This window comes from Burkholderia sp. MSMB1072, assembly GCF_001524725.1.
Lineage (GTDB): Bacteria > Pseudomonadota > Gammaproteobacteria > Burkholderiales > Burkholderiaceae > Burkholderia.
Genome location: NZ_LOYC01000030.1, coordinates 377,393 through 402,944, shown reverse-complemented (window position 1 = coordinate 402,944; position 25,552 = coordinate 377,393). Strand labels below are relative to the sequence as shown.

Below are 25,552 nucleotides of genomic sequence, written 5' to 3'. Positions count from 1 at the left end.
CTCTCGGTACTCGCGACGCTTACGGACGCGACTTCGTCGGCCTGTCGGTCGGCAGTTGAGGGGGGGGGGTTCAACATCGACACAACAGACGCAAAAAAGCCTCCGCGAGGGAGGCTTGTTTGCACTATCGAAGATAGTTGGTAGGGTGGGAGGGACTCGAACCCTCGACTCTCTGATTAAAAGTCAGATACTCTAACCAACTGAGTTACCACCCCACGTTCTTGAAACCTGTCGGTTCGTTGCTTCAGCAACTTGGGCAACGACCTAAAGAGCAAAAGATTATAGCGACGGGTTGCAGGGCTGTCAACAACCCGTCACGATAATTATTTGATCGTTTCGAGCTTGCCCTGCGCCGTCTGCGCCGCGTTCGATCCGGCGTACTGCGACACGACCTGCTCGAACGTCTTCTTCGCGGCCGCCTTCTGGCCTTGCTCGAGCTGGTTCGTGCCGATCGCCACGAGGGCGTCGGCCGCGCGCGGGTGCTGCGGGAACTTGCTGACGATCCCCTGCCACGTCGCGGTCGAACCGCGGTAGTCGCGCAGCGCGTATTGCGCGTTGCCGTACCAGTACTGCGCGGTCGGCTGATAGGGGCTCTGCGGATACTTCGCGATGAACGCGCGGAACGAAGCCGCCGCCGCCTTGAAGTTGCCGTTGCGGAACTGCTGCTGCGCCGCGCTGAGCGCATCCGTTTCACCCGGCTGCACGGTGCCTTCGACACCATCGATCGTCGCCTGCTGCGGCTCGAACTTCTTCAGCCGCGTGTCGAGATCCTGGTAGTACTCCTTCTGCTGCCGCTCGAGCGTCGTCAGCCGGTTCGTCAGATCCTCGTTCTCGCCGCGCAGCGTCGCGACCTGCTGATTCAGCTGGTCGATACGGCCGGATTGATCGAGGATCGTACGCTGGGCGGCCGACAACTGGCTCGACAAGTTGTCGCTCTTGCTGCGCAGATCGAGTACGGCACGGCGCGCTTCGTTGTCGTCGAACATGCCGGCGTGCGCCGGCGCGGCCGACCACGCCGCGCCCGCGACGCAGAATGCTGCGGCAACGCGCAGCCAGGTTAAACGGTGCGTCATACGGCGATTCTTCCGTTACTTACTGTTGGTAGACGAGGTCGGCGCGACGGTTCTGCGCCCACGATGCTTCGTCGTGACCCGTTGCCTGCGGCTTTTCCTTGCCGAGGCTCACGGCCTCCATTTGCGAATCGTTCACGCCGAGCAGGGCCATCGCACGGCGGACGGCTTCCGCACGCTTCTGGCCCAGCGCGAGGTTGTACTCGCTCGTGCCGCGTTCGTCGGTGTTGCCCTGGATCAGCACGTGGCGTTGCGGGTGGCTCTTCAGGTACTGCGCGTGCTGCTGCATCAGCGGCTGGTACTCGTCCTTCACCGAATAGCTGTCGAAGTCGAAGTAGATGCTGCGCTTCGCGAGCGGGCTGTTCGGGTCGTTCAGCGGATCGACGTTCACTTGCGCGACGTTGTCGGCGCTCGGCTGCGTGCTGACTGCGCCCGCGTTGTTTGCCTTGTCGTCGAGCTTCACGCCCGACTTGCACGCTGCGAGCGCGCTGATCATCATCACGGCCAGGGCCAGACGAGCTTTATTCGACATCATGGTTACTCTCCTTGTGGTCATTGCATGAAGGGCCCCCACGACGGCTCGCGAACGGAGCCGCCCTGGACGGACAGGATCTGCGGCGGCGCGCTGCCGTCGGAGGGCACTGCAGCCAGAACATTGCGACCACCCGACTGGGTCGCGTACAGAAGGTACTGGCCGTTTGCCGCGAAGCTCGGCGATTCGTCGCGATTGGTATTCGTGATGGCGTTCGCCGCGCCGGTCTGCAGATCCTGAACGTACAGCTTGAAGCCCCCACCCGTGCGGGAGATGTATGCGAGCAGCTTGCCGTCCGGACTCACGCGCGGGCTCGTGTTGTAGCTGCCGGTGAAGGTCACGCGCTGTGCGGCGCCGGCGCTTTCACCCTGTGCGGGCATCCGGTAGATTTGCGGCGCACCGCCACGGTCGCTCGTGAAGTAGATCCAGCGGCCGTCCGGCGAGTAGAACGGTTCGGTATCGATCGAGCTGCTCTGTGTGAGACGGCGCAGGCCGCCGCCGTTCGCGTTGACCGTGTAGATTTGCGTATTGCCCGTCAGCGACAGTGCGACTGCGAGCGTGTTGCTGTCCGGCGACCACGCCGGTGCGCTGTTGTTGCCCTTCTGATCGGAGACCATGTAACGCTTGCCGGTCGGGAGGTCATGGATGTAGACGATCGGCTTCTTGCGCTCGAACGACACGTACGCGACCTTCGTGCCGCTCGGCGACCAGGCCGGCGAGATGATCGGTTCGGTGCTCGACAGCGCGATGCGCGCGTTCTGGCCGTCCGAATCCGAAATCTGCAGCTGGTAGCGGTTGCCGGTCTTGATCACGTACGACAGGCGCGTGGCGAAGACGCCGCGCACGCCGAGCAGCTTCTGGTAGATGTAGTCGGCGATCTTGTGGCCGGCCGTGCGCAGCGTGGTGTCGGTGGCCGTCAGCGACAGGCCGCCGAGGCTTTGCTGCTTCACGGTGTCGTACAGGATGAAGTTGACCTTGTACTGGCCGTTTGCATCGCGGTTCACGCTGCCGGCCACGAACGCATTCGCGCCCTTGGCCTTCCATGCGCCGAGATCGACCGATGCGGTCTCGGGCACGGGCGTGCTGCCGGCGTCGATGTTGGTGAATTTGCCGCTGCGGGCGAGGTCGGCGCGCACGATCGACGTGACCTGCTGCGGCAGGTTCGCCTCGTTCGTGAAGTTCGCGGTGGCGATGGGGAACTGGGTCGACCCGACACCGGTGATCAGCACGTTGACCTGGGCGTTAGCGGCGCTGCCGGCCGTAATCAGACACGAGGCCACGAGTGCCCTGAAACCTAGCTTTGTCATCAAACTCATGCTTCTTGCTTCCCGTATGGCTTGGATCGCTGCGCAACGGCAGAGACAGTAAAAATACCCGATTCGTTCCCATCTGACAGCGACGCCCGGAGTGTAAGCGCATTTCGTTTCACTCCGCCGCCTTGAAGGTGATCGTAATGTCAGACGGGGTACGACCGTTAGAATCGGGCGGCAACGGGACCGATGCGTGGATCGCATTGACCACGGCTTGATCCCACCCCGAATTCCCGCTCGAGCGGGAGACCGATGCGCTCAATACGTCACCGGACGGCGTGCACCGAATCTTGACGACGGTGGTCAGGCCTGCCCGCTCGCCGCCCCAAACAATGTTCGGCTTGACGCGGCGGCGCACCTTGTCGGCATAGCCGGGCGTGGCGGCATTGCCGCCGGAGCCCGTGCCCGTGCCGCTTTTCGCGAGGCCTTCGCCGCCGCCTTCGCCGGCGCCGGACAGCCCCTGCAGCTGCGCGAGGCGCGCACTGCGCTCGCGGTCGAGCTTCGCGTTCGCCGCCGCATTGGCCTTCGCACGCGCCGCGGCTTCGGCCTTCGCCTTGGCCTGCGCTTCCGCCTTTGCCTTCGCGGCTGCGTCGGCCTTCGCCTTCGCCGCCTGCTGCGCTTCGAGCTGAGCCTGCTTTTGCTGCTGGAGTTTCTGCTGTTCGAGCTTCTGCTGCTCGGCGAGCTGCTGTTGCTTGAGTTTCTCGGCCTGCTTCTGTTTGTCGCGTTCCGCGGCTTTCTGGGCGGCGAGCGCGGCGGCCTGTTGCGCGGCGAGCTGTGCGCGGCGCGCTTCTTCTTCCTGCTGGGCCTTCAGTTGCTGCGCGCGGCGTTGCTGCTCGAGCTGCGCTTCGCGCGCGGCCGCTTCCTGCTGACGCTTCTTCTGCTGCAGCGCGATGTCGGCCTGTTCGTCGCGCACCGGGGGAGGGGGCGCGACCTTCGCGGGCGGCGTGGGCGTGACGACGGGCCGCGGCGCGGGGACGTCGGGCACTTCGGTCCACAGCTCGGCTTCGGCGCCGGCCGGCGTGCTGTTCTGCCACTGCACGCCGTGATAGAGGAACAGCGCGAGCAGCACGTGCATCAGCGCGGCGAGCGCGAACGCGCGCCACGTCCCACGCTCGCGGGGAGGCTGGAGCGGGTATGCGGATCTGCGCGTGGATTGCTGCCGGTTCATTGCGATTTGACGAGGAGGCCGACGCGCTTGACGCCGCGCGCCTTCAGATCGGACATCACGGTCATGACGGCATCGTACTGCACGGTCTTGTCGGCTGCGATCACGACTGGCTGGTCAGGGTGATCGGCCTGCCGGGCCGAGATGAAGCTGTCGAGCTCGGCCTTCGTCATCGTGTCTTCCTGGGTCGCGCCCGAGTCGCCCTTGTACTTGACGCTCATCGTGCGGTCGGCCTTGATGTTGACGACGACGGGCGGCGTCTGCTCCTGCGGCGCGGCGTTGCCGACGGTCGGCAGGTTGATGATCGACGGCGCGACGAGCGGTGCGGTGACCATGAAGATCACGAGCAGCACCAGCATCACGTCGATGTACGGCACGACGTTGATGTCGGCCATCGCGCGGCGCGAGCGGCCGCCGCGCATGCTGGATCGGATGGGGCTTCCTGCCATGGCGCGCTCCTTACTGGGCCTGACGCTGCAGGATGTTCGAGAACTCTTCGATGAAGGTCTCGAAGCGGATCGCGAGGCGGTCGATGTCGTGCGCGTAGCGGTTGTACGCGACCACCGCCGGAATCGCGGCGAACAGGCCGATCGCGGTGGCGACGAGCGCTTCGGCGATACCGGGCGCGACGTTCGCGAGCGTGGCCTGCTGCACGTTCGCGAGGCCGCGGAACGAGTTCATGATCCCCCAGACCGTGCCGAACAGACCGATGTACGGGCTGACCGAGCCGACCGACGCGAGGAACGCGAGGTTGGCTTCGAGCACGTCCATTTCACGCTGGAACGACGCACGCATCGCGCGGCGCGCACCGTCGAGCACGAGGCCCGGATCGCTGAGGCGTTTTTCCTTCGCCTTGAGGAATTCGCGCATCCCCGATTCGAAGATCCGCTCGAGTGCGCCGATCGTGTGGCGGTTGTTGGCTGCGCTTTGGTACAGCGCCTGCAGGTCGCCGCCCGACCAGAAATCCTTCTCGAAGCGTTCGGTTTGCGCGCGCGCGCGACGGATCGCAAACCACTTGCGGAAGATGAAGGTCCACGACATCAGCGACAGCAGCAGCAGCAGTCCCATCACGGCCTGGGCCAGCACGCTCGCATTGAGGACGAGGGAAATGATCGACAGGTCTTGAGCAGTATTCATAGAGGTTTGAGTAACGTCCCTTCGGGAGTGCCCGGCAAGGGCGTCCGGTGTGCGTGCGGCGCGGCGCGCCGGCCATGCCTGACGCCGAACCTTGCTTAGTATCGAATCAGAACGGCAAGTTCATAGGCTGTGTCTAAACGGCGCTCATGCGAGCTTCGTTGACAGGTCAGGCTGCCCGGCGTCGTCGATGACGGGCCCGCGTTGCAGCGCGTCGAGCACGGCCGGCGGGATGGCCGCGGGCCGGATGCCGTGACGGTCGACGCAGCCGAGGCGGATGTGCCCGGCCACGAGCAGCGTGTCGCCACACCAAGCTTCCTGCGTGAATTCCACCGACGCGCGGCCGATGCGTCCGGGCCGGCTCGTGATCGTCAGCGTGTCGTCGAGTCGCGCCGGCGCGCGGTAGTCGAGCGACGTGCTGCGCACGATGAAGATCGCGCCGGTATCGTCGGCGAGCCGGCGCTGGTCGACGCCGCATGCGCGAAGCCACTCGGTGCGGGCGCGCTCGAAGAACTTCAGGTAGTTGGCATAGAAGACGATGCCGCCTGCATCGGTATCCTCGTAGTACACGCGTACCGGCCAGGTAAAGCCGGACGGCGCTTCCGGGGAGCGGGTGGGCTGAGTCATGGCGCGCATTCTACCGGAACGCAGGAACCGGATTCGTAACGGTTTCGTAACGGAATGTAGTACGACGCGGCACGCCGCGGGCCGGCCGGAGGCCGCCGCGGCGGTGCGCGATGCGTCAGCCGCGATGGATCGCGAGGCCGGCCGGCGCCTGCGCGACCGGCATCATCTCGATCGTATTGATGTTCACGTGCGCCGGGCGCGTCGCGATCCAGTAGATCGTGTCGGCGATGTCCTCGGCCGTGAGCGGCTGGACGTTCTGGTACACGTTCGCCGCCTTCGCGTCGTCGCCGCGGAAGCGGACGTTCGAGAATTCCGTGCCGCCGCACAGGCCCGGCTCGATGTCGGTCACGCGCAACGGCGTGCCGATCAGATCGGCGCGCAGGTTCAGGCTGAATTGTCGGACAAAAGCCTTGGTTGCGCCGTATACGTTCCCGCCCGGATACGGATAGGTGCCGGCAACCGAGCCGAGATTGAAGATATGGCCACGGCCGCGCTCGATCATGCCGGGCAGCAGCGCATGCGTGACGGTCACGAGGCCCGAGCAGTTCGTGTCGATCATGGTCTGCCATTCGTCGAGGCTGGCCTTATGGGCAGGCTCGACGCCAAGCGCGAGGCCGGCGTTGTTCACGAGCACGTCGAGCGCCGCGAATTCGGCGGGAAGGGCGGCCGGCACGGCTTCGACGGCCGCGCGGTCGCGCACGTCGAGCTCGAGCGGCAGAAGGGCGTCGCCGAGCTCGGCGGCGAGCGCATCGAGACGATCCTTGCGGCGCGCGGTCGCGACCACGCGGTGGCCTCCCTTGACGAAGGCACGGGAGATGGCGGCGCCGAAACCGGCGGACGCGCCTGTGACGAACACGATCATTGCTGCTCCTGGTCGGTGACGTGATAGCGGGTGGAATCCCGCAAGCCTACTGAGAATGCCGCACCGCGGCAAGGCGACGAAGCGTTTCGGCACGGGCGCGTAAAACCTGGCCCCAATTGATTCGGGCGCCCCGCCGTGCGGTTGCCTATTCATGACGCATCCAATACACTAATGCGCTCATCACCCCTGCGTGACTGGCGATAGAACCCTTCGGGTTCAAGGTGGAGCATCCCACCGTGAAGCGCGGGGCGCTGTTTTTGCCGTTCGCCTGGGCAGCCGTTGTGCGCCGTCGCGTGCATCGCCGGTGGCTGTCCTGCCTCGCGTCATACGGATTCTTCCGCCACGTCGAGCTGGTCTCGCCAGCAGCGCACCGTACTTGGCCACTCCGGTCAACCTGTACACACTTAACGGAAACCGTATGTTTGACAGAGCCCAAAGCACCATCGCGAACGTCGATCCCGAAATCTTTGCAGCGATCGAGCAGGAAAACCGCCGCCAGGAAGATCACATCGAGCTGATCGCGTCGGAAAACTACACGAGCCCGGCCGTGATGGCCGCGCAAGGCTCGCAGCTCACGAACAAGTACGCGGAAGGGTATCCGGGCAAGCGCTACTACGGCGGCTGCGAGTACGTCGACGTGGTCGAGCAGCTGGCGATCGACCGTGTGAAGCAACTGTTCGGCGCGGAAGCGGCGAACGTGCAGCCGAACTCCGGTTCGCAGGCGAACCAGGGCGTGTTCTTCGCGATGCTCAAGCCGGGCGACACGATCATGGGCATGAGCCTCGCGCATGGCGGCCACCTGACGCACGGCTCGCCGGTGAACATGTCGGGCAAGTGGTTCAACGTGGTGAGCTACGGCCTGAACGAAAACGAAGACATCGACTATGAAGCGGCCGAGCAGCTCGCGCAGGAACACAAGCCGAAGCTGATCGTCGCGGGCGCGTCGGCATTTGCGCTGAAGATCGATTTCGAGCGTCTGGCGAAGATCGCGAAGTCGGTGGGTGCGTACCTGATGGTCGACATGGCGCACTACGCAGGCCTGATCGCGGCGGGCGTGTACCCGAACCCGGTGCCGCACGCGGATTTCGTGACGACGACGACGCACAAGAGCCTGCGCGGCCCGCGCGGCGGCGTGATCCTGATGAAGGCCGAGTACGAGAAGCCGATCAACTCGGCGATCTTCCCGGGGATCCAGGGCGGCCCGCTGATGCATGTGATCGCGGCAAAGGCCGTGGCGTTCAAGGAAGCGCTGTCGCCGGAGTTCAAGGAATATCAGCAGAAGGTCGTCGAGAACGCGCGCGTACTGGCCGAAACGCTGGTGAAGCGCGGCCTGCGCATCGTATCGGGCCGTACGGAAAGCCACGTGATGCTGGTCGACCTGCGCGCGAAGAACATCACGGGCAAGGCAGCGGAAGCGGCGCTCGGCGCGGCGCACATCACGGTGAACAAGAACGCGATCCCGAACGACCCGGAAAAGCCGTTCGTGACGAGCGGCATCCGTCTCGGTTCGCCGGCGATGACGACGCGTGGCTTCGGGCCGGCGCAAGCCGAGCAGGTGGGCAACCTGATTGCCGACGTGCTGGAGAACCCGGAAGACGCAGCGACGATCGAGCGCGTACGCGCGCAGGTCGCCGAGCTGACCAAGCGTTTCCCGGTCTACCGCTGATCGCCGATGCGCTGCCCGTTCTGCCGGCATGACGACACGCAGGTCGTTGACTCGCGCGTGTCCGAAGATGGCGCCGCGATTCGGCGGCGCCGTCGCTGCTCGGCTTGCGACAAGCGTTTCACGACGTACGAGCGGGTCGAGTTGTCCCTGCCGTTCGTCGTGAAGAAGGACGGCAGCCGCACGGAGTTCGACCGTCGCAAGATCGTCGCCAGCATGCAACTCGCGCTGCGAAAGCGGCCGGTTGCCGCCGACGCGATCGACGCGGCGGTCGCCCGTATCGAATATCAACTGCTCGCGACTGGCGAGCGCGAAGTGCGTAGCGAGAAGCTGGGCGAACTCGTGATGAACGAGTTGCGCGGCCTCGATACGATCGCCTATGTGCGCTTCGCATCGGTGTATCGCCAGTTCGAGGACGTTTCCGAATTTGCCGACGTGATCGAAGAGTTCCGTCGCGCCTCTCCTGCCAAGACCCCACGTAAGCGCTGACGCGCTGCGTTCGTTCATCGTCTGCTCCGTTGGTTCAATTCGCGCCGATTGTGTCGGTCGCGATCGCATGTCGCCAGTCGGTCGGCTGTTCGGCAAATGGTGCGTGCTTGCACGCGCCGCTACAGTCGTCGCATCACCGCGGCGGAGGACGATTGCGATGGAACGGGACGCTTAACCCCTGAAGAATGTCGTGCAACGACTGGGCGGATTCCTGTTCGTCGAGCTGATGGTCGCTATGTCGCCCACCATAGCCGACGGTTCCCCCCGCGGCATGCTCGCGCAGGCGCCGCCGGACTGGCATGCCGTGTATTGAATAACGTTCGGGCGGCCGGCGGCGACGATTCGCCGGTGAGCTATGAATAGGCAGCGATGCCGCCTGACACCGGTCCGATGCATGACGTTGCATGCGGCACGTTCACGCTGCGCTCGGACGGGACGAAAGGCAATGCAAGAAACGATGGCGCCGACGAACCGGGCGCTATCTGCTGGGGCGGGCGCTGAGTTCGCAAGGAAGGCGCGCAGCGGCCGTGGCCGTGCGCGCGGGGATGCCGACGGTCAGTCGTCGTGTGCGTCGAGCCCGCGCTCGTCGCGGGACTGTTTCCAAATCCGGTAGACCTCCCATGCGGCGAAGCCGAGCGTGCCCCACTTCAACGCGGGGCCTGCACTCGCGCGCAGCAAGGAGCGAATGGGCTTTGCCAGCACGAGCGACGCGAGCGAGCTCAGCATCGGATACTGGTTGACGAGCTGGCCGAGGCTTGCGTTCAGGTTCTTGGCGGACTGGCCGAACTTGTGGGAGGACAGGCCGGGGATGAACACCTTGAGCCAGCTGAAGCGCGTGACGGCCTGACGCATTTCGGCGGCGGCTTCCGCGAGTTCGAGCCGCTCGACTTCGGATCGCAGGATCAGCAATTCCTTGCGGAGCGCGCGGTGCTGCGATGCGCTCCAGTTCGATCGCGACGAATGGGAGCGGGATGAATTGCCCGTGATGTTCTGGCTCATGGCGCGTCGGCGAGGTAGGTGGGAGGGATGAGCGCGAGGGCGTTCACGACTTGCCGCGGAACAGGTCGCGGTCTTTCTCGAGTTCGGCGAGCGTCGCCTCGAATACGGTCGGCGCGTCGCGCAGGCCCGAGCGGGCCTTCAGCGCGCACACGATGCCGCCAACGGCATACAGCGCGGTGATCGCGGCGAGTGCCTGCCAGCGGTAGGTATCCCAGAACGCGATCGCGACCAGCACGGTCAGGCTGATGAGCGCCATCGTCGCGAGCATCATCGCGGCGAGTCCGAGGAACAGCACGCCCATCAGGCGCTCCTTCTCCTCGGCGAGCTCGATGCCCACCAGTTCGAGGCGCGTCTGCAGAAGGCCGATGGCGGAGCCGACGAGGCGGCGCAGCGGTCCTTGACCGGACGGCTGCGAGGGGGTGTCTGTCGTCATGGATGAGGTGCTTGCGCGTGCAGTGAGCAGCTAGGACAAAGCCGGCCGGCGCAGCCGGCTGGCTTCGACGCCCGCGGGCCGCGCGACGCGGCCTGCGGGACGAAACGGCGCCAAGCGCGTTACTTGCGATTGATCAGCAGGCCGATCAGCACGCCGACGCCGGCGGCCACGCCGATCGACGTCCACGGATGCTCGTGCACGTAGTCGTCGGTCGCGCGCGCGGCCTTCTTGCCTTTCTCGACCACCACGACCTGGACGTCGGCCGCCTTTTCCTTGGCCTGCTTCAGGCGAGACATGGCCTTCTCGCGCAGCTCGGCCGCACGGTCGCCCGTGCTGCTCGCCGCTTGCTTGAGCAGGTCTTCGGCGTCCGAGAGAACGGTTTTGATATCCGACATCAGTTTCTCCTTGTTGATTTCCGACATTGCAACTCCCTTCGTGCTGTCATGCTGCAGGTTCACATCGTAGCGAAACCCCTGCCTGCTGGCGAGCCGGGAAGACACACGGCGGCAGCGCAAGACTGCATGGTAAACGACTTGTAATCATGAACAGAGCGGCAAAGGATTGAAAAGTTTCCCTCGCAGCCCTCCGCACTGCCGCGACGCCGGGTAAAAATGACAAAAAAGTATGAATATCAAACGGAATAATCGTTCGCACGGCCCATTGCTTCCCGTAAGCTGATGGACTGCCCCGCGCTGTCCGGCGCGCGGTTTCAACCAGCATCGTTCGAGGAGGGAACATCATGAGTCTGCGTCTTGGCGACATCGCACCGGATTTCGAGCAGGAATCGAGCCTGGGCACCATCAAGTTTCACGAGTGGCTCGGCAACAGCTGGGGTGTCCTGTTCTCCCATCCGGCCGACTACACGCCGGTGTGCACGACCGAACTCGGGCTGACCTCGAAGCTGAAGGGCGAATTCGAGAAACGCAACGTGAAGGTGATCGCGCTGTCGGTCGACGGCGTCGAATCGCACAAGGGCTGGATCAACGACATCAACGAAACGCAGTCGACGGTCGTGGGTTTCCCGATCATCGCCGACGCGGACCGCAAGGTATCGCAGCTGTACGACATGATTCACCCGAACGCGAACGAAACGCTGACGGTGCGTTCGCTGTTCGTGATCGACCCGAACAAGAAGGTACGGCTCACGATCACCTATCCGGCCAGCACGGGGCGCAACTTCGACGAAGTGCTGCGCGTGATCGATTCGTTGCAACTGACCGACAATTACAAGGTCGCAACGCCCGGCAACTGGAAGGACGGCGACGACGTCGTGATCGTGCCGTCGCTGCAGGATCCGGAAGAGCTGAAGAAGCGCTTCCCGAAGGGCTTCAACGCAGTGCGTCCGTATCTGCGCCTGACGCCGCAGCCGAACAAGTAAGCATCGGCGGCCCGCAGCCGCGGCTCCGATGACGAGAGGCCCGCCCGGCAGCGATGCCGGGCGGGCCGCTTGCTTGGCGGCGGGCGCGTGCGCGGCATCGCTGCCGCGTGCGTCATGGCCGGATCGTCAGAAGAATGCCTGGATACCCGTCTGCGCGCGGCCGAGGATCAGCGCGTGGATGTCGTGCGTGCCTTCGTACGTGTTGACCACTTCGAGGTTCACGAGGTGGCGCGCGACGCCGAATTCGTCGGAGATGCCGTTGCCGCCGAGCATGTCGCGCGCGAGACGGGCGATGTCGAGCGCCTTGCCGCACGAATTGCGCTTCATGATCGACGTGATCTCGACGGCGGCCGTGCCTTCGTCCTTCATCCGGCCGAGGCGCAGCACGCCTTGCAGGCCGAGCGTGATTTCGGTCTGCATGTCGGCGAGCTTCTTCTGAATCAACTGGTTCGCGGCGAGCGGCCGGCCGAACTGCCGGCGGTCGAGCACGTACTGGCGCGCGGTGTGCCAGCATGACTCGGCAGCGCCCAGCGCGCCCCACGCGATCCCGTAGCGCGCCGAGTTCAGGCAGGTGAACGGGCCGCGCAGGCCGCTCACGTTCGGCATCAGGTTCTCTTCGGGTACGAACACTTCGTCGAGGACGATCTCGCCGGTGATCGATGCGCGCAGCCCGACCTTGCCGTGGATCGCGGGCGCCGACAGGCCCTTCCAGCCCTTCTCGAGGATGAAGCCGCGGATCGTGTCCTTGCCGTTTTCTTCCAGCTTCGCCCACACGACGAACACGTCGGCGATCGGCGAGTTGGTGATCCACATCTTCGCGCCGGACAGCGAGTAGCCGCCCGGCACCTTCTTCGCGCGCGTGACCATGCTGCCCGGATCGGAGCCGTGGTTCGGCTCGGTCAGGCCGAAGCAGCCGATCCATTCGCCGGTCGCGAGCTTCGGCAGGTATTTCTGCTTCTGCGCGTCGGAGCCGAATTCGTGGATCGGCACCATCACGAGCGACGACTGCACGGACATCATCGACCGGTAGCCCGAATCGACGCGCTCGACTTCGCGCGCGATCAATCCGTAGCTCACATAGTTGAGGCCGGGGCCGCCGTATTCCTCGGGAATCGTCGGGCCGAGCAGGCCGACTTCGCCCATCTCGCGAAAGATGGCCGCGTCGGTGCGTTCGTGGCGGAACGCTTCGGTGACGCGCGGCGCGAGCTTGTCCTGTGCGTACGCCTGCGCGGCATCGCGGACCATTCGCTCTTCTTCGGTCAGTTGCTGGTCGAGCAGCAGCGGATCGTCCCAATGAAAAGTTGCAGCACTCATCGTCTCATCTCCTGTCGGCCGGAGTTGGCGCTTCAGCGCTTACTCGGGCCCCATGCTTCGCGGTCGGGCCGAGTGGTGCTTACTCGGCCCCATCTTTGCGGTCGGTCGGAGCGGATGCCTCGGCGAGACTCCACACCCGTGCTTTTTCGGTCGGGCAGAGAGTGCTTCGGCGCTTGCTCCGGGCTGATGCGTGAAGTTCGCTTGACTTGCGTTCCGCTGTGCGGAACAATGTTTTGCAAACCGAACCCAGTGTAGCACCGGATGACACTTTCAACCATCGACGACACCCCGATCGACGAGCGCAAGTTCGTCGTCGCGCTCGCGCGCGGGCTCGACCTGCTACGCGCCTTCCGGCCCGGCGAGACGATGCTGGGCAATCGCGATTTCGCGGAACGCACGGGCCTGCCGAAGGCGACGGTGAACCGGCTCGCCTATACGCTGACGGTGCTCGGCTATCTGCGCTACGACGAGACGCTCGGAAAGTATGCGCTGGACGCCGGCGTGCTGTCGCTCGGCTACGCGCTGCTGTCGGGCTCGGGGACGATCGATCTCGCGCGGCCGCACATGCAGGCGCTGGCGCGCGAGATCGGCGCGGCCGTGTCGCTCGGCTGCCGCGACGGGCTCGACATGATCTACCTGGAGACGATCCGCAGCGAGACCGCGTTGACGCTCGGGCTCGCGCCCGGTTCGCGGCTGTCGATGCTGACGAGCTCGATGGGGCGCGCGTACCTGGCCGTGCAGCCGGAGGACGCGCGCCGTGCGCTCTATGCCGAACTGCACCGCGCGGCCGGCGGCGCGGCCGACGCCGATGCGCTCGTCGAGGCCGCGCAGCGGGCGGTGGCCGAGTTCTCGACGGGCGGTTGCTGTTATTCGTTCCGCGCGTGGCACATGGACGTGAACGCGGCGGCCGTGCCGTTTCGCGAGCCGCGCGAGGGGCGCTGGCTGATCCTGAGCTGCAGCGGCCCCGCGTCGTCGATGGACGAGGACGTGTTTCGCACGCAGGTCGGACCGCGACTGAAGGCGCTCGCGCAGCGGCTCGGGCAGACGGTCTGAGCAAGCGCGCGGGCGTTGCCGTCGCGCGGCAACCGGTTGGTTCGCGTTGGGTCGGCGTAGGGCGTAGGGCGTAGGGCGTAAAGCGTGGGGCGCGGAGGCGGCGCGGCGCCGTTGCGTATTGCGCGACGGGAGAACCGCGCTCATCATCGTTCGCGTGCTTCCCGACGACGAGGTTTGCAATGGCGCACTCCGAACCGATGGAAGGCGGATGCGCGTGCGGCGCGATCCGCTACCGTATCGCCGACGTTCCCGCCGATGCGGGCTTCTGCCACTGCCGGCTCTGCCAGCGCACGACCGGGGCGGCGGTCGTTGCGTCGGCATCGGTGCCGATCGGCGCATTCGAATACTTGCAGGGCGAACCGACCGTCTATGCATCGAGCGCGTGGGGCGAGCGGCGCTTCTGCGGCCGTTGCGGCGCGCAGCTCGAATACCGGCGCTCCGACGCGCCGCAGACGGTCGAGATCAATTCCGCGACGCTCGACGAACCGTCGCGGCTGCGTCCGGCGTGGCATGTCTGGTATGGGGATCGTTTCCCCGGCATCGAGATCGACGACGATCTACCGAAGTACGCCGACGGCGGACCAGAATAGGCGCCACATCGGCGTCGGTCGCTGCGCCGGCGTCGAGCGCGCGCAAGCGCGTCCGGCTTCGCTGCATGAACGAACCAGGAACCGACCGGCGTCGCGCCACGCTGCGTGCCGAAACCCGATCCGCGCAGCGGCACGACACCGGAGTCCGCCGTCCGGCGCGCCGCTCCCGCGCGCCTTCCCCGCCGATCCCTCAGGCCGTCACGACCTTCGCGAACACCGGCCCCTGCATGAACCGCACGTCGTGCTGGCGCAGCAGCTCGCACTGCGTCTCGTCGACGACGCCGTCGAAGATGAGCGGAATGCGCACGCGCTGTGCGTAGGCGACGAGCGCCTTGACCATCCCGTCGCGCAACGCGATGCCCGCATCCATCTTGATGTAGTCGGGGCGCGCCATGTCCGATTCGACCGCGAGGATGCGGCCCGGGTCCGGCAGCTTGTCCGCGACCTTGAACCCGTGATGCTGGTAGCTGCGCGTCAGGTAGCCGAGGAACGTCTTGTGGGCGACCGCGACCGCCGGCAGCTCGATCACGATCCGCTCGGGCGGCAGCCCGAAGCGCTGCAGCACCGACGAGAAATGCTTGCCGTGGTCGTATTTCACGCTCTTGAGCAGCCGCTCGTGCACGCGCAGGAACAGCAGCCCGTGACGCTGCGCCCCGAAGAAATTGATCGCGTGCAGCGCGCGCGACAGGCGGTCGATCGCGACCAGTGTCTGGTCGTCGACGGCCGCGTCGACCGGATCGTGCTGCGCGCCCGTGACGAGCGTGACGGCCTGGAAGCCGAGCTCGTCGCCGTAGCGCTCGATCGCGTCGGCGAACGACGTCGATTGCGGCGAGCCGGGCATCGTCACGTCGTAGATCGGCTCGTACGCGCTGGCGAGCGTGCGCTCGGGCAGATTCGCGCACGCGGTGCCGCCCTCGGCAAGCGCGAGGTGTTCCCGCAGATACGGCAGTTGCCCGGCACGGGCGACCAGCTCGGGGATGGTAGGCGGAATCATCGGCGTGAGAAGGAAAAATGGCGGCCGAAAGGGCCGCCTCGTTGACTTGATATTAGCAGTGCGCGCCGCGCTCGGCTTGGCGTTTCGCTCATATGGTTATCCCGTCCCCGCGTCGATGCCTAGGGTTTACGTTGATTTCACTATTCGTAATTGGTTTTACTATTCGTAAATCCAGAATGTGCCGCCGATCAAGCAATGCGGCACGCGGGCGCCGCGAAACGGCGCCGTTCACGAATCAACAGGAAGCAAGGAGCGAGACGTGGCGGTTGACAGGACAGGCGGGCAGGCGCGCCGGCAGGAGAGGGGCGGGACGACGGGCGCGGCGGTGCGCGCACGGCGCGGTTGAGGAGCGGATGGCGACCATGAGCATCGATTACCAGACGCTGAAGTTCGAGTACCGCGCCCGCGCGCACGACGCGGCCGTCCACCCGGTGATCGTCGTCGGCGCGGGCCCGGTGGGCCTCGCGGCCGCGATCGACCTCGCGCAGCAGGGCGTGCCCGTCGTGCTGCTCGACGACGACGACACGCTGTCGACCGGCTCGCGCGCGATCTGCTTCGCGAAGCGCACGCTCGAGATCTTCGACCGGCTCGGCTGCGGCGAGCGCTTCGTCGACAAGGGCGTGAGCTGGCACGTCGGCAAGGTGTTCCTGCAGGACGAGCAGCTTTACGCGTTCGACCTGCTGCCCGAGGAAGGGCATGCGCGCCCCGCGTTCATCAACCTGCAGCAGTACTACGTCGAAGGCTATCTGGCCGATCGCGCGCTCGAGCTGCCGAACATCGACATCCACTGGAAGCACAAGGTGACGGGTATCGAGCAGTCGGCCGAACACGCGGTGCTGACGGTCGAGACGCCGGACGGCGTCGCGACGCTGCGCGCCCAGTACGTGATCGCGGCCGACGGCTCGCGCAGCCCGATGCGCACGATGATGGGTCTGGAAAGCCGCGGCCGCACGTTCAAGGACCGCTTTCTGATCGCCGACGTGAAGATGAAGGCGGAGTTTCCGACCGAGCGCTGGTTCTGGTTCGATCCGCCGTTTCACCGCAACCAGTCAGTGCTGCTGCACCGCCAGCCCGACAACGTGTGGCGCATCGACTTCCAGCTCGGCTGGGATGCCGATCCCGTCGCCGAGAAGCAGCCGGAGCGCGTGATCCCGCGCGTGCGCGCGCTGCTCGGGCCGGACGTCGAGTTCGAGCTCGAGTGGGTGAGCGTTTATACGTTCCGCTGCCAGCGGATGGACACGTTCCGTCACGGCCGCGTGCTGTTCGCGGGCGATTCCGCGCACGGCGTGTCGCCGTTCGGCGCGCGCGGCGCGAACAGCGGCGTGCAGGACGCGGACAACCTCGCGTGGAAGCTGAAGCTGGTGCTCGACGGCCATTCCGCCGACAGCCTGCTCGATACGTATGCGAGCGAGCGCGAGTTTGCGGCCGACGAGAACATCCGCCACTCGACGCGCTCGACCGACTTCATCACGCCGAAGAGCGCGGTGTCGCGCGTGTTTCGTGATGCGACGCTGAAGCTTGCGCGCGACTGCGAGTTCGCGCGCAAGCTGGTGAACAGCGGGCGCCTGTCGGTGCCGGCCGTGCTCGCCGATTCGCCGCTCAACACGCCGGACCGCGGCGGCGACGCATTCGCGTGCGCGATGCGGCCGGGCGCGGCGGCGGCCGATGCGCCGGTGCGCGTGCAGGGTGCGCGGGGATGGCTGCTGCAGCATCTGCGCGGCGGCTTCACCGGCGTGCTGTTCGGCTTGCCGGGCGACGCGGCGGCGCTCGCGCAGGCCGTCGGCGGTCTCGCGCTGCCGGTGCGTCCCGTGCTCGTCGTGCCGGCCGGGCACGCGCAGCCGGTGGCCGGCGTCGACGTCGTGGAGGACGTCGACGGGCTCGCCGCGCGGCGCTACGACGCGCAGCCCGGCACGTTCTACCTGTTGCGCCCCGACCAGCACGTCTGCGCACGCACGCGCACGCTCGACCGTCAGGCGATTGCCGACGCACTGGCGCGCGCGACCTGCGCCCGCTGATACGACAAAGACACCGGAGACACCGTCATGCCCCCACTCGATACCCGCCCGCGCCTGGCCGACCCCGACGCGTTCTACGAAGCGCTGATCGACATGCATCGCGACCTGTCGGATGCCGACAGCCAGCTCGTCAACGCGAAGCTGATCCTGTTGCTCGCGAACCAGGTCGGCGACGCCGACGTGCTGCGCGAAGCGATGGCGCTCGCGCGCCAGGGCGTGACGCCGCCCGTGCATCCGGCCGCCGAGGTCGCGCAATGAGCGCGGCGCCGGCCGACGCGCGCGTGCTCGAAGTCGAGCGCGTGATCGACGAGACCCATCGCCCGGGTTTTCACTGGATGCTGCTGATGCTGTGTGGGCTATGCCTCGTGATCGACGGCTTCGATGCGCAGGCGATGGGCTACGTCGCACCGAGCGTGATCGCCGAATGGGGCGTGCCGAAGCAGGCGCTCGGGCCGGTGTTCAGCGCGAGCCTGTTCGGGATGCTGCTCGGCGCGCTCGGGCTGTCGGTGCTGGCCGACCGGATCGGCCGGCGCCCGGTGCTGATCGGCTCGACGCTGTTCTTCGCGGCGACGATGCTCGCGACGCCGTTCGCGAGCTCGATCCCCGTGCTGATGGCGCTGCGCTTCGTCACCGGCCTCGGCCTCGGCTGCATCATGCCGAACGCGATGGCGCTGGTCGGCGAGTTCAGCCCGGCCGCGCATCGCGTGAAGCGAATGATGATCGTGTCGTGCGGCTTCACGCTCGGCGCGGCGGTCGGCGGCTTCATCAGCGCGGCGCTGATTCCGGCGCTCGGCTGGCGTTCGGTGTTCTTCGTCGGCGGCGCGGTGCCGCTCGTGCTGACGATCGCGATGCTCGCGCGGCTGCCCGAGTCGCTGCAGTTCCTGGTGCTGAAAGGGCGCGTCGCGCAGGCGCGCGACTGGCTCGCGCGGTTCGCGCCGCAAGCCGGCATCGATGCGAATACGCGGCTCGTCGTGCGCGAGCGTGCCGCGAGCGGCGCGCCGGTCGCCGAGCTGTTCCGCCATGGCCGCCTGCCGGTCACGTTGCTGCTGTGGGCCATCAGCTTCATGAACCTGATCGACCTGTACTTCCTGTCGAACTGGCTGCCGACCGTGATGCGCGACGCCGGCTATTCGCCGAGCACGGCGGTGATCGTCGGCACGGTGCTGCAGACGGGCGGCGTGATCGGCACGCTGTCGCTTGGCTGGTTCATCGAACGTCATGGTTTCGTGCGCGTGCTGTTCGCGTGCTTCGTGTGCGCGGCCGTGTCGGTGGGGCTGATCGGCTCGGTCGCGCATGCGCTGCCGTGGCTGCTGGTGGTCGTGTTCGCGGGCGGGTTCTGCGTAGTCGGCGGGCAGCCGGCCGTGAACGCGCTCGCGGGCCAGTATTACCCGACGTCGCTGCGCTCGACCGGTATCGGCTGGAGCCTCGGCATCGGCCGGATCGGCTCGGTGCTCGGGCCGCTCGTCGGCGGGCAATTGATTGCGCTCAACTGGTCGAACGGCGCGCTGTTCCACGCGGCCGCGGTGCCCGTGCTGTGCTCGGCGCTGTTCGTGCTGGGCCTGGCGGGCGTCACGCGACGCAGCGGCGCGCAGGCGCCGAACGCCGCCCTGAATTGATGGAGAAAGGAAACGATGACGCTTGACCTGTCGAAACCGGCGACCGCCGGCTACCTGAGCGGTTTCGCGAACGAATTCGCGACCGAGGCGCTGCCCGGAGCGCTGCCGCACGGCCGCAACTCGCCGCAGCGCGCGCCGTACGGGCTGTACGCGGAGCAGTTGTCGGGCACCGCGTTTACCGCACCGCGCGGCCACAACCGCCGCTCGTGGCTGTACCGGATCCGCCCGGCCGCCGTGCACCGGCCGTTCGAGCCGTATGCGGGCCCGCAGCGGCTCGTGTCGGATTTCGCCGATTCGGCCGACGTGCCGCCGACGCCGCCGAACCAGTTGCGCTGGGATCCGCTGCCGATGCCGGTCGAGCCGACCGATTTCGTCGACGGCCTCGTGACGATGGCCGGCAACGGCTCGGCCGCCGCGATGAACGGCTGCGCGATCCACGTGTATGCGGCGAACCGCTCGATGCAGGACCGCTTCTTCTACAGCGCGGACGGCGAACTGCTGATCGTGCCGCAGCAGGGGCGCCTGTTCATCGCGACCGAATTGGGCCGGCTCGACGTCGAGCCGTTCGAGATCGCGGTGATTCCGCGCGGCGTGCGTTTTGCCGTCGCGCTGCCGGACGGCGACGCGCGCGGCTATATCTGCGAGAACTTCGGCGCGCTGCTGCGCCTGCCGGATCTCGGCCCGATCGGCTCGAACGGGCTCGCGAACCCGCGCGATTTCCTGACGCCGCAGGCCGCCTACGAAGACCGCGAAGGTGCGTTCGAGCTGATCGCGAAGCTGAACGGGCGCCTCTGGCGCGCGGACATCGGCCATTCGCCGCTCGACGTCGTCGCATGGCACGGCAACTACGCACCGTATAAATACGACCTGCGCCTGTTCAACACGATCGGCTCGATCAGCTTCGACCATCCCGATCCGTCGATCTTCCTCGTGCTGCAGGCGCAGAGCGACACGCCGGGCGTCGACACGATCGACTTCGTGATCTTCCCGCCGCGCTGGCTCGCGGCCGAGGATACGTTCCGCCCGCCGTGGTTCCACCGCAACGTCGCGAGCGAATTCATGGGGCTCGTGCACGGCGCGTACGACGCGAAGGCCGAGGGCTTCGTGCCGGGCGGTGCGAGCCTGCACAACTGCATGTCGGGCCACGGGCCCGATGCGGACACGTTCGAGAAGGCGTCCGCGAGCGATACGACGAAGCCGCACAAGGTCGACGCGACGATGGCGTTCATGTTCGAAACCCGCACGCTGATCCGGCCGACGCGCTACGCGCTCGACACCGCGCAGCTGCAGGCCGATTACTTCGAATGTTGGCAAGGCATCAAGAAACACTTCAATCCGGAGCAAAAGTGAGCGATACCCAAGACTGGCGCGCGACGCTCGACCCGGCTCGCAAGAGCTGGGTCGAGACCGCGAACGATCCCGCCTGCGATTTCCCGATCCAGAACCTGCCGTTCGGGATCTTCAGCGATGCGAAGCAACCGGCGCGCCGTGCCGGCGTCGCGCTGGGCGACCAGATTGTCGACCTCGCGGCGCTCGCGCGTGCGGGCCTCGTGACGCTGCCGGCCGGCGCCGATGCATTCGCCGCGCCGACGCTCAACGCGTTCATCGCGCTCGGTCGCGACACGTGGCGCAGCGTGCGTGTGCAACTGTCGGCGCTGTTCTCGCGCGACAACGCGACGCTGCGTGACGATGCGGCGCTGCGTGCGCAGGTGCTCGTCGCACAGCACGACGCGACGCTGCATCTGCCGGTCGAGATTCCCGGCTACACCGATTTCTATTCGTCGAAAGAGCACGCGACCAACGTCGGCTCGATGTTCCGCGATCCGAAGAATGCGCTGCTGCCGAACTGGTCGGAGATGCCGATCGGCTACAACGGCCGCGCGTCGTCGGTGGTCGTGAGCGGCACGCCGGTGCGGCGCCCGAACGGGCAACTGAAGCTGCCCGACCAGGAGCGCCCGGTGTTCGGCGCATGCCGGAAGCTCGACATCGAACTGGAGACGGGCTTCATCGTCGGGAAAGGCAACGCGCTCGGCGAGCCGATCGCGTGCGAGGACGCGGAAGCGCATATCTTCGGGATGGTGCTGCTGAACGACTGGAGCGCGCGCGACATCCAGCAGTGGGAGTACGTGCCGCTCGGCCCGTTCAACTCGAAGGGCTTCGCGACGACGATCTCGCCGTGGATCGTCACGCTCGACGCGCTCGAACCGTTCCGCGTCGCGCAGCCGGAGCAGTCGCCGCAACCGCTCGCGTATCTGCGGCATGCGGGCAAGCATGCGTTCGACATCGCGTTGGAGGTGACGCTACGGGCCGAGGGGGCAGCCGAAGCGACGTCGATCTGCCGAACGAACTTCAAGCACATGTACTGGACGATGGCGCAGCAGTTGGCGCATCACACGGTGGCCGGCTGCAACACCCGCGTGGGCGACCTGATGGGTTCGGGCACGATCAGCGGGCCGACCAAGGATTCGTTCGGCAGCCTGCTCGAACTGACGTGGAACGGCAAGGAGCCGGTCGCGCTGAACGGCGGTGGCAGCCGCACGTTCATCGAGGACGGCGACGAGCTGACGCTTGCCGGCTGGTGCCAGGGCGACGGCTATCGCGTCGGCTTCGGCACGTGTGCGGGCAAGATTTTGCCGGCGCGGCGTGCTTGACGGACCGCAGTGCGGGAAGTCACGCGCAGGCCGGCCACGCTAGTACGGAATGACGGGACGGTCCGCATTGCGCGGACCGTTTTTCGTTGACCGGAGGATGGGTGCGAGCGGGCTGACGCGTATCGACGCATGATGTTGCGCGCCAACGCCAACGCCAACGCCAATCTGCATCAGACCGCGCGTTGCACCGCCGCGCGCCGTTCCCACAATGCGGCCGCGACGAACGCGGCGACGCAGGCGACCAGCACGCCGATCAGCGCGTTGCTGCCCAGTTGCTCCATCAACGCGCCCGCAACCAGCGGGCCGCCGAAGCTCGCGGCGCTCCACGACGCCGACACGAGCGAGCTCGCGGTGACGAGCGCCGCGCCGCGGAAACGCTCGCCGCATGCGACGAGCGACAGCGTATAGATGCTGCCGGCCGCCGCGCCGAGGACGAACAGCAGCGGCCAGCACAGCCACGGGTTCGCGATCACGAACGGCAGCAGCGGCAGGCCCGCGAGCACGATCCAGCCGGCGCCGAGGTGCACGCGTTCGCGGCCGAGCTTGTCCGCGAGCCAGCCGATCGGGAATTGCATCGCGGTATCGCCGAACAGCATGATCGACGCGAGCAGCACGGCGGTCGCGCTCGCGACGCCGTGATCCATCGCGTAGAGCGGCAGCAGCGACAGCGCGAGCGTATCGAACAGCGCGAAGAAGCCGGTGCCGATGATCAGCGCGGGCATGCGCGGCAGCACGTCGAGCCAGCGGCCGTGCGCGTCGTGATGCGCGTCGTCGCCGGCGAGCGGCGCACGGCGGATCGTCGCGAGCGTCGGCAGCGCGAGCAGGAACAGCGCGCCGCACAGCGCGAAGCGGATGCTCGTCGCGCCGGCGATCTGGCTGACGAGCACGGGGCCCGCCATCTGGAACAGCGTGAAATTGGTCGCGTAGATCGCGACGACGCGGCCGCGCGTCGAATCGTCGGCGAGCTGGTTGACCCACGCCTCGCCGATCGTGAACAGCAGCATCAGCGCGGCGCCGCACAGCACGCGCAGCACGCCCCACAGGACCAGGTTCGACGTGAACTGCATCAGCGCGGTGGCGGCCGCGAGCAGCATGACCGACACGACGATCGCGCGGCGCGCGCCGATATGCCGCGCGAGCGCGGTGACGAACGGGACGATCGCGAGGCCGCCGAGGGCCTGCGCGGCCGTCAGCATGCCGACGACGTTGGTGCCGTGTCCGGCTTCGGTCAGTGCAAGTGCCGTGAGCGGCAGCGTGGCGCCGGTGCCGAGGCCGACGACCGCGACGCTCAGGATCAGCGCGAGGAAATCGCGATTGAGAATGGCTTTCATCGGCCGCGATGCTACACCGCGATCGTTGAAAGGTCCATGAAGGCCGTCAGGTTCGGATGGAGTTGTGTCCGCAACGATCGCGGCAGGGTCGCGTTACACGTATTCGGTCGGCACGGCCACCGGGCGACGTTCGAGCGACGCCGACCACAGCGTGAGCGCGAGCGCGGCGACGGCCATCGCGACGCCGACCCACGGCAGGTTCACGAGCGACACGCCGGAGCCGATCGCCATGCCGCCGAGCCACGCGCCGGTCGCGTTGCCGAGGTTGAACGCGCCCTGGTTCAGCGTCGATGCGAGGTTCGGCGCGTCGCTCGCGCGATCGACGATCATGATCTGCAGCGGCGGCACGATCGCGAACGCGAGGATACCCCACACGAAAATCGTCGCGAGCGCGGCGAACGGCAGATGCATCGTGCCCGCGAACAGCGAGAGGACGATGCCGATCAGCGCGAGCGTCGCGATCAGCGACGGCATCCGGCGCCAGTCGGCGAGCTTGCCGCCGAGCGTACCGCCGACCGTCAGGCCGAGGCCGAACAGCAGCAGCACGTAGGTGACCTGGCGTGGCGAGAAGCCCGTCACGTCCTCGAGGATCGGCGTGATGTACGTGAACACGCTGAACAGGCTCGCGGACGCGAGCACGCTGATGCCGAGCACCATCAGCACCTGTGGGTGCTTCAGCACGCTGAATTCGCGCGTGATGCTGGTGTCGGGCATCGCGAGATTTTTCGGCAGGCACACCGCGAGCGCGGCGGCCGCGGCGATGCCGATGCCGGTGACGGCCCAGAACGTCGCGCGCCAGCCGAACGCCTGGCCGAGCGCGGTGCCGAGCGGCACGCCGAGCACGTTCGCGAGCGTGAGGCCGGTGAACATCAGCGCGATCGCCTGCGCGCGGCGGTTCGGCGCGACGAGGTTGCTCGCGACCACCGAGCCGATGCCGAAGAACGCACCGTGGCAGAACGCGGTGACGACGCGCGCGGCCATCAGCACCGCGTAGCCGGGCGCGATCGCGCAGAACAGGTTGCCCGCGATGAACAGCCCGATCAGACCCATCAGCGCACGCTTGCGCGGCATCTTCGCGGTGACGATCGCGAGGATCGGCGCGCCGACCGTCACGCCGAGCGCGTAGCCCGACACGAGCATTCCGGCGGCCGGGATCGACACGCCGAGGTCGCGCGCGACGTTCGGCAGCAGGCCCATGATCACGAATTCGGTGGTACCGATTCCAAATGCGGCGACGGCAAGGGCGAAAAGAGGCAGGGGCATCGCGGTAGGCTCGGGAAAGGATGCCGCTCGAGCCAGGCGCGGGATGCGCGGGACGGGCGGTCGGTCAGGCGAACGTCAGCCGCGATTCTACTTCAGTGAAAACCCCTATGCTTGGGGCCAAAACGGTTGTTGCCGGCGTGCGACGGGGCGGCGGGCGGGGAGCTTCCCCCCGTGGGATCGGCGGCGATTCGGTAGCGGCACGATGGTGGCTGCCGAACCGTGCATCAGGCGATGCGTTCGGGCGCCCCGTCGGGTATCGCGGCCGAGGTTTTTTCGATTTCAGCATCTGCCGGCGACGCAGCCGATCCGGCCCCGTCGATCGCCGCCGGCGCGTCCCAGCCGTTCTCGAACAGGCAGGCTTCGATCGGCATCCGCGCGGCCCAGCGTTCTGCTTCGAGCATCGGCTTCGCATAGAACGCATCGACGTGCCCGATGCACAGCACGGCGATCGGCTTCGCGCCGTCGGGCATCCGCAGCAGCGTGCGCAGCGCATCGACGTCGAACAGCGACACCCAGCCCATCCCGAGGCCTTCCGCGCGCGCCGCGAGCCACATGTTCTGGATCGCGCATGAGGCGGATGCCAGATCCATCTCCGGCAGCGTGCGGCGGCCGAACACATGGCGTTCGCGGCCGTCGGCGAGCGCGACGACCAGGAGCTCGCCGCATTCGCGCACGCCCTCGACCTTCAGCCGCATGAATTCGTCCTGACGCTCGCCGAGCGCGTCGGCGGTCGCGCGGCGCTCGGCCTCGACCAGCGCGTGAATGGCGGTGCGCAATGCGGGATCGGTGACGCGGATGAAGCGCCACGGCTGCATGAAACCGACGCTCGGTGCGTGGTGCGCCGCGCGCAGCAGCCGCGCGAGCACGGCCGGATCGACGGGCGCCGGCGTGAAGTGGCGCATGTCGCGCCGTTCGAAGATGGCGCGATAGACGGCGGCGATGTCGGAATCGTCGAAACGCATGAGCGGCAAAGGCAGGGAAGGACGTCGGCGCAACGATAACAGACGGCGCGCACGAAACGTTACTTCACGCGAAACAATGCACTCAATTGTTGACGAGGTTG

26 protein-coding genes, 1 tRNA gene and 1 riboswitch are annotated in these 25,552 nt (G+C 66.9%); of the genes, 10 read left to right on the top strand and 17 right to left on the bottom strand.

Annotated elements, in window-relative coordinates:
• Window positions 1-138: 138 nt before the first annotated feature.
• The 9 genes from WS89_RS15235 to WS89_RS15195 all read right to left on the bottom strand — a co-directional run bounded on the left by WS89_RS15235 (window position 139) and on the right by WS89_RS15195 (window position 6,700).
• A tRNA-Lys gene (locus WS89_RS15235) sits at window positions 139-215 on the bottom strand.
• Between the two features lie 108 nt (window positions 216-323).
• Window positions 324-1,073, bottom strand: a complete 750-nt coding sequence (ybgF, locus tag WS89_RS15230; RefSeq protein ID WP_011544679.1) for a tol-pal system protein YbgF — start codon at window positions 1,071-1,073, stop codon at window positions 324-326.
• 19 nt (window positions 1,074-1,092) lie between these two features.
• On the bottom strand, window positions 1,093-1,605 hold the full coding sequence (gene pal, locus WS89_RS15225; protein WP_006484980.1) for a peptidoglycan-associated lipoprotein Pal: 513 nt from the start codon (window positions 1,603-1,605) through the stop codon (window positions 1,093-1,095).
• 17 nt (window positions 1,606-1,622) lie between these two features.
• Window positions 1,623-2,918 carry a Tol-Pal system beta propeller repeat protein TolB gene (gene tolB, locus WS89_RS15220; RefSeq protein WP_034206517.1) on the bottom strand — a complete coding sequence of 432 codons (1,296 nt, stop codon included), beginning with the start codon at window positions 2,916-2,918 and terminating at the stop codon, window positions 1,623-1,625.
• Window positions 2,919-3,027: 109 nt separating this feature from the next.
• On the bottom strand, window positions 3,028-4,080 hold the full coding sequence (gene tolA / locus WS89_RS15215) for a cell envelope integrity protein TolA (protein ID WP_059791734.1): 1,053 nt from the start codon (window positions 4,078-4,080) through the stop codon (window positions 3,028-3,030).
• Window positions 4,077-4,526 carry a protein TolR gene (gene tolR, locus WS89_RS15210; RefSeq protein WP_006484943.1) on the bottom strand — a complete coding sequence of 150 codons (450 nt, stop codon included), beginning with the start codon at window positions 4,524-4,526 and terminating at the stop codon, window positions 4,077-4,079. Before tolR ends, tolA begins: the two co-directional genes overlap by 4 nt.
• Before the next feature lie 10 nt (window positions 4,527-4,536).
• On the bottom strand, window positions 4,537-5,214 hold the full coding sequence (gene tolQ, locus WS89_RS15205; RefSeq protein ID WP_027783647.1) for a protein TolQ: 678 nt from the start codon (window positions 5,212-5,214) through the stop codon (window positions 4,537-4,539).
• 144 nt (window positions 5,215-5,358) lie between these two features.
• A complete protein-coding gene (gene ybgC / locus WS89_RS15200) occupies window positions 5,359-5,847 on the bottom strand; it encodes a tol-pal system-associated acyl-CoA thioesterase (protein ID WP_059779331.1) in 489 nt (162 codons plus the stop codon).
• A gap of 106 nt (window positions 5,848-5,953) precedes the next feature.
• Entirely contained in the window at window positions 5,954-6,700 is a 747-nt protein-coding gene (locus WS89_RS15195; protein WP_059501073.1) for an SDR family NAD(P)-dependent oxidoreductase, read from the bottom strand.
• A gap of 180 nt (window positions 6,701-6,880) precedes the next feature.
• Window positions 6,881-6,981, top strand: a riboswitch (ZMP/ZTP riboswitch).
• A 137-nt stretch (window positions 6,982-7,118) separates the two neighbouring features.
• Between WS89_RS15195 and glyA the strand changes: the two genes are divergently transcribed.
• Both glyA and nrdR read left to right on the top strand, forming a co-directional pair.
• Window positions 7,119-8,366 carry a serine hydroxymethyltransferase gene (gene glyA, locus WS89_RS15190; protein ID WP_059791732.1) on the top strand — a complete coding sequence of 416 codons (1,248 nt, stop codon included), beginning with the start codon at window positions 7,119-7,121 and terminating at the stop codon, window positions 8,364-8,366.
• 6 nt (window positions 8,367-8,372) lie between these two features.
• Window positions 8,373-8,852, top strand: a complete 480-nt coding sequence (gene nrdR, locus WS89_RS15185; RefSeq protein ID WP_050011738.1) for a transcriptional regulator NrdR — start codon at window positions 8,373-8,375, stop codon at window positions 8,850-8,852.
• A gap of 555 nt (window positions 8,853-9,407) precedes the next feature.
• Here nrdR and WS89_RS15180 read toward each other — a convergent pair.
• The 3 genes from WS89_RS15180 to WS89_RS15170 all read right to left on the bottom strand — a co-directional run bounded on the left by WS89_RS15180 (window position 9,408) and on the right by WS89_RS15170 (window position 10,706).
• Complete coding sequence (locus tag WS89_RS15180; protein ID WP_059791730.1) at window positions 9,408-9,851, bottom strand: DUF3318 domain-containing protein; 444 nt, start codon at window positions 9,849-9,851, stop codon at window positions 9,408-9,410.
• Between the two features lie 43 nt (window positions 9,852-9,894).
• Window positions 9,895-10,284: a phage holin family protein gene (locus WS89_RS15175; protein WP_059501079.1), complete on the bottom strand. Its 390-nt coding sequence runs from the start codon at window positions 10,282-10,284 to the stop codon at window positions 9,895-9,897.
• 119 nt (window positions 10,285-10,403) lie between these two features.
• Window positions 10,404-10,706: a DUF883 family protein gene (locus WS89_RS15170; protein ID WP_006494044.1), complete on the bottom strand. Its 303-nt coding sequence runs from the start codon at window positions 10,704-10,706 to the stop codon at window positions 10,404-10,406.
• Window positions 10,707-11,023: 317 nt separating this feature from the next.
• Here WS89_RS15170 and WS89_RS15165 point away from each other — a divergent pair, with 317 nt between their 5' ends.
• Window positions 11,024-11,662 (top strand): peroxiredoxin, encoded by a 639-nt coding sequence (locus WS89_RS15165; RefSeq protein WP_006476788.1) that lies wholly within the window; start codon window positions 11,024-11,026, stop codon window positions 11,660-11,662.
• A 126-nt stretch (window positions 11,663-11,788) separates the two neighbouring features.
• Here WS89_RS15165 and WS89_RS15160 read toward each other — a convergent pair whose 3' ends face one another.
• On the bottom strand, window positions 11,789-12,976 hold the full coding sequence (locus WS89_RS15160; RefSeq protein WP_059791728.1) for an acyl-CoA dehydrogenase: 1,188 nt from the start codon (window positions 12,974-12,976) through the stop codon (window positions 11,789-11,791).
• Between the two features lie 261 nt (window positions 12,977-13,237).
• Here WS89_RS15160 and WS89_RS15155 point away from each other — a divergent pair, with 261 nt between their 5' ends.
• Together WS89_RS15155 and WS89_RS15150 are read left to right on the top strand one after the other, a co-directional pair.
• Window positions 13,238-14,029: an IclR family transcriptional regulator gene (locus WS89_RS15155; protein ID WP_059501081.1), complete on the top strand. Its 792-nt coding sequence runs from the start codon at window positions 13,238-13,240 to the stop codon at window positions 14,027-14,029.
• 179 nt (window positions 14,030-14,208) lie between these two features.
• Window positions 14,209-14,619 (top strand): GFA family protein, encoded by a 411-nt coding sequence (locus WS89_RS15150; protein ID WP_059501082.1) that lies wholly within the window; start codon window positions 14,209-14,211, stop codon window positions 14,617-14,619.
• Between the two features lie 190 nt (window positions 14,620-14,809).
• Here the strand turns inward: WS89_RS15150 and WS89_RS15145 are convergent, their stop codons facing one another.
• Window positions 14,810-15,613 (bottom strand): EAL domain-containing protein, encoded by an 804-nt coding sequence (locus WS89_RS15145; protein ID WP_034206532.1) that lies wholly within the window; start codon window positions 15,611-15,613, stop codon window positions 14,810-14,812.
• Window positions 15,614-15,975: 362 nt separating this feature from the next.
• On the opposite strand from WS89_RS15145, the gene WS89_RS15140 reads away from it, so the two are divergent.
• Genes WS89_RS15140 through fahA form a run of 5 tightly spaced genes read left to right on the top strand, consistent with a single transcriptional unit; the run spans window position 15,976 to window position 21,895 of the window.
• Window positions 15,976-17,628: an FAD-dependent oxidoreductase gene (locus tag WS89_RS15140; RefSeq protein ID WP_059791965.1), complete on the top strand. Its 1,653-nt coding sequence runs from the start codon at window positions 15,976-15,978 to the stop codon at window positions 17,626-17,628.
• A 27-nt stretch (window positions 17,629-17,655) separates the two neighbouring features.
• Complete coding sequence (locus WS89_RS15135; protein WP_034206533.1) at window positions 17,656-17,886, top strand: DUF2783 domain-containing protein; 231 nt, start codon at window positions 17,656-17,658, stop codon at window positions 17,884-17,886.
• Window positions 17,883-19,244 (top strand): MFS transporter, encoded by a 1,362-nt coding sequence (locus WS89_RS15130; RefSeq protein WP_059501083.1) that lies wholly within the window; start codon window positions 17,883-17,885, stop codon window positions 19,242-19,244. Before WS89_RS15135 ends, WS89_RS15130 begins: the two co-directional genes overlap by 4 nt.
• Before the next feature lie 15 nt (window positions 19,245-19,259).
• The gene (gene hmgA, locus WS89_RS15125; protein WP_059791726.1) at window positions 19,260-20,594 is read left to right on the top strand and encodes a homogentisate 1,2-dioxygenase; all 1,335 of its coding nucleotides are present in this window, start codon (window positions 19,260-19,262) and stop codon (window positions 20,592-20,594) included.
• Entirely contained in the window at window positions 20,591-21,895 is a 1,305-nt protein-coding gene (gene fahA, locus WS89_RS15120) for a fumarylacetoacetase (protein WP_059791724.1), read from the top strand. Before hmgA ends, fahA begins: the two co-directional genes overlap by 4 nt.
• Before the next feature lie 170 nt (window positions 21,896-22,065).
• On the opposite strand, the gene WS89_RS15115 is transcribed toward fahA, so the two are convergent.
• The 3 genes from WS89_RS15115 to bluB all read right to left on the bottom strand — a co-directional run bounded on the left by WS89_RS15115 (window position 22,066) and on the right by bluB (window position 25,451).
• On the bottom strand, window positions 22,066-23,226 hold the full coding sequence (locus WS89_RS15115; RefSeq protein ID WP_059791722.1) for an MFS transporter: 1,161 nt from the start codon (window positions 23,224-23,226) through the stop codon (window positions 22,066-22,068).
• Window positions 23,227-23,319: 93 nt separating this feature from the next.
• The gene (locus WS89_RS15110) at window positions 23,320-24,489 is read right to left on the bottom strand and encodes an MFS transporter (protein ID WP_059501087.1); all 1,170 of its coding nucleotides are present in this window, start codon (window positions 24,487-24,489) and stop codon (window positions 23,320-23,322) included.
• 224 nt (window positions 24,490-24,713) lie between these two features.
• Window positions 24,714-25,451, bottom strand: a complete 738-nt coding sequence (gene bluB / locus WS89_RS15105; RefSeq protein WP_059791720.1) for a 5,6-dimethylbenzimidazole synthase — start codon at window positions 25,449-25,451, stop codon at window positions 24,714-24,716.
• Window positions 25,452-25,552 lie beyond the last annotated feature (101 nt).

Bases quoted from the DNA above. Each gene is read 5' to 3' on its own strand.
- WS89_RS15110 (WP_059501087.1), bottom strand. From the start codon at position 24,489: ATGCCCCTGCCTCTTTTCGCCCTTGCCGTCGCCGCATTTGGAATCGGT.
- pal (WP_006484980.1), bottom strand. From the start codon at position 1,605: ATGATGTCGAATAAAGCTCGTCTGGCCCTGGCCGTGATGATGATCAGC.
- WS89_RS15130 (WP_059501083.1), top strand. From the start codon at position 17,883: ATGAGCGCGGCGCCGGCCGACGCGCGCGTGCTCGAAGTCGAGCGCGTG.
- ybgC (WP_059779331.1), bottom strand. From the start codon at position 5,847: ATGCGCGCCATGACTCAGCCCACCCGCTCCCCGGAAGCGCCGTCCGGC.
- WS89_RS15175 (WP_059501079.1), bottom strand. From the start codon at position 10,284: ATGACGACAGACACCCCCTCGCAGCCGTCCGGTCAAGGACCGCTGCGC.
- nrdR (WP_050011738.1), top strand. From the start codon at position 8,373: ATGCGCTGCCCGTTCTGCCGGCATGACGACACGCAGGTCGTTGACTCG.
- tolQ (WP_027783647.1), bottom strand. From the start codon at position 5,214: ATGAATACTGCTCAAGACCTGTCGATCATTTCCCTCGTCCTCAATGCG.
- WS89_RS15195 (WP_059501073.1), bottom strand. From the start codon at position 6,700: ATGATCGTGTTCGTCACAGGCGCGTCCGCCGGTTTCGGCGCCGCCATC.
- WS89_RS15150 (WP_059501082.1), top strand. From the start codon at position 14,209: ATGGCGCACTCCGAACCGATGGAAGGCGGATGCGCGTGCGGCGCGATC.
- WS89_RS15135 (WP_034206533.1), top strand. From the start codon at position 17,656: ATGCCCCCACTCGATACCCGCCCGCGCCTGGCCGACCCCGACGCGTTC.
- WS89_RS15155 (WP_059501081.1), top strand. From the start codon at position 13,238: ATGACACTTTCAACCATCGACGACACCCCGATCGACGAGCGCAAGTTC.
- WS89_RS15170 (WP_006494044.1), bottom strand. From the start codon at position 10,706: ATGTCGGAAATCAACAAGGAGAAACTGATGTCGGATATCAAAACCGTT.
- tolA (WP_059791734.1), bottom strand. From the start codon at position 4,080: ATGAACCGGCAGCAATCCACGCGCAGATCCGCATACCCGCTCCAGCCT.
- ybgF (WP_011544679.1), bottom strand. From the start codon at position 1,073: ATGACGCACCGTTTAACCTGGCTGCGCGTTGCCGCAGCATTCTGCGTC.
- WS89_RS15165 (WP_006476788.1), top strand. From the start codon at position 11,024: ATGAGTCTGCGTCTTGGCGACATCGCACCGGATTTCGAGCAGGAATCG.
- tolB (WP_034206517.1), bottom strand. From the start codon at position 2,918: ATGAGTTTGATGACAAAGCTAGGTTTCAGGGCACTCGTGGCCTCGTGT.
- WS89_RS15180 (WP_059791730.1), bottom strand. From the start codon at position 9,851: ATGAGCCAGAACATCACGGGCAATTCATCCCGCTCCCATTCGTCGCGA.
- glyA (WP_059791732.1), top strand. From the start codon at position 7,119: ATGTTTGACAGAGCCCAAAGCACCATCGCGAACGTCGATCCCGAAATC.
- WS89_RS15115 (WP_059791722.1), bottom strand. From the start codon at position 23,226: ATGAAAGCCATTCTCAATCGCGATTTCCTCGCGCTGATCCTGAGCGTC.
- hmgA (WP_059791726.1), top strand. From the start codon at position 19,260: ATGACGCTTGACCTGTCGAAACCGGCGACCGCCGGCTACCTGAGCGGT.
- bluB (WP_059791720.1), bottom strand. From the start codon at position 25,451: ATGCGTTTCGACGATTCCGACATCGCCGCCGTCTATCGCGCCATCTTC.
- WS89_RS15140 (WP_059791965.1), top strand. From the start codon at position 15,976: ATGAGCATCGATTACCAGACGCTGAAGTTCGAGTACCGCGCCCGCGCG.
- WS89_RS15160 (WP_059791728.1), bottom strand. From the start codon at position 12,976: ATGAGTGCTGCAACTTTTCATTGGGACGATCCGCTGCTGCTCGACCAG.
- tolR (WP_006484943.1), bottom strand. From the start codon at position 4,526: ATGGCAGGAAGCCCCATCCGATCCAGCATGCGCGGCGGCCGCTCGCGC.
- WS89_RS15145 (WP_034206532.1), bottom strand. From the start codon at position 15,613: ATGATTCCGCCTACCATCCCCGAGCTGGTCGCCCGTGCCGGGCAACTG.